The sequence below is a fragment of the Actibacterium sp. MT2.3-13A genome (genome assembly GCF_018139985.1).
In the GTDB taxonomy this organism is placed as follows: Bacteria; Pseudomonadota; Alphaproteobacteria; order Rhodobacterales; family Rhodobacteraceae; genus JAGSOU01.
Genome location: NZ_JAGSOU010000045.1, coordinates 1 through 1,336 on the forward strand (window position 1 = coordinate 1; position 1,336 = coordinate 1,336).

The 1,336-nt window shown below is 70.9% G+C and carries 1 protein-coding gene and 1 pseudogene; both read left to right on the forward strand.

The features are described from left to right. Positions 1-425 (forward strand): annotated as a pseudogene (locus tag KCI33_RS17810) (peptidase); the annotation flags it as partial. A gap of 284 nt (positions 426-709) precedes the next feature. Then, on the forward strand, positions 710-1,336 hold a 627-nt coding region (locus tag KCI33_RS18115), incomplete at its 3' end, for a calcium-binding protein (protein WP_349252226.1).

The following is a 1,336-nucleotide window of genomic DNA, read 5'->3' on the forward strand; positions in this document are numbered from 1 at the left end:
TCGGCGGCGGCGCCGGCAACGACACGCTGTGGGGCGGGGCCGACGGCGATTCGATCTACGGCGGCAACGACGATGACGCACTGGGCGGCGGCGGCGGCGGCGACAATATCTGGGGCGGTGACGGCGACGACCTGCTGCGCGGCGGCGGCGGCGACGACACGCTGGGCGGCGGCGGCGGGGCCGACACCTTCGTCTTCGGAGCCGGTGCCGGGCGCGACCTCGTGCTGGGCTTCACCGACGACGTGGACACGTTGCGGCTGAGCGGCGCCCTGTGGAGCGGCACCCTGACGGCGCGCCAGGTGGTGGCGGATTTCGCCACCGTGACCGCCGGCGACACGGTGTTCGATTTCGGCGGCGGCGACGTGCTGGTGCTGTCCGGCATCACCAGCACCGCCAGCCTTATCGACGACATCCTCATCGTCTGAGGGGCCCGCGCGGGCGGCACCCGCCGCAGCGCCTGACGGGGGATCCTGCGGGAAAAAACTTGGCGGGCGGCGCATTCGGCCGTTAACCTTTTCCCGGGCTGTCCCGTCCGCGCCGCCGGCGGGGCGGCCCTGTTGCATTTTGCCAATGGGGGGAGCCTCGCTTCATGAACATCTATTTCTTCGGCCCGGATTACTAATTCGTCGACACTGCCTTTCTCGATCCCAATGCCGTTCCCGGCTCGGACCTGCCGCTGGACATCCTCAGCGCCAGCGCGCCGCAGATCGTGACCCGGAACATCGTCTTGGGCGCGGTCACCACCTTTGACGGCACGGGCTTCGCCTTCCGCGGCGAGGACGTGGTGGGGGGCACGATCAACAGCGTCACCTTCCGCCAGGGCGGGACCACGGTGGCCCGCGTCGAGGGCATCAGCTGGAGCGCGGTCGCCTTCGTCGATGCGCTGATTGATATCGTCGATTTCGACGACTGGTCGGCCTTCGACGCGCTGATGAACGCCTCGGCGCCGATCACCTACGACGCCACCGCCGCCACGAACCCGGGCCATGCGGATTTCCTGGGCCTGGCGGTTCCCGTCACCTATCTGGGCAGCGCCTTTGGCGACTATGTCCGGGGCACCGCCAGCGGTGACCGGCTGGAGGGCCGCGACGGCGACGACTCGCTGGGCGCCGGGGCCGGCAATGACACGATCTGGGCCGGGGCCGGCGACGACCTGATCTACGGCGGCGACGGCGACGACCGGATCGGCGCGGGGCTGGGCGCCGACGAGATCTGGACCGGGGCCGGGGCCGACCTCGCCTATGGCGGGCCGGGCATCAACCGGATCGGCGGCGGCGCCGGCAACGACACGCTGTGGGGCGGGGCCGACGGCGATTCGATCTACGGCGGCAACGAC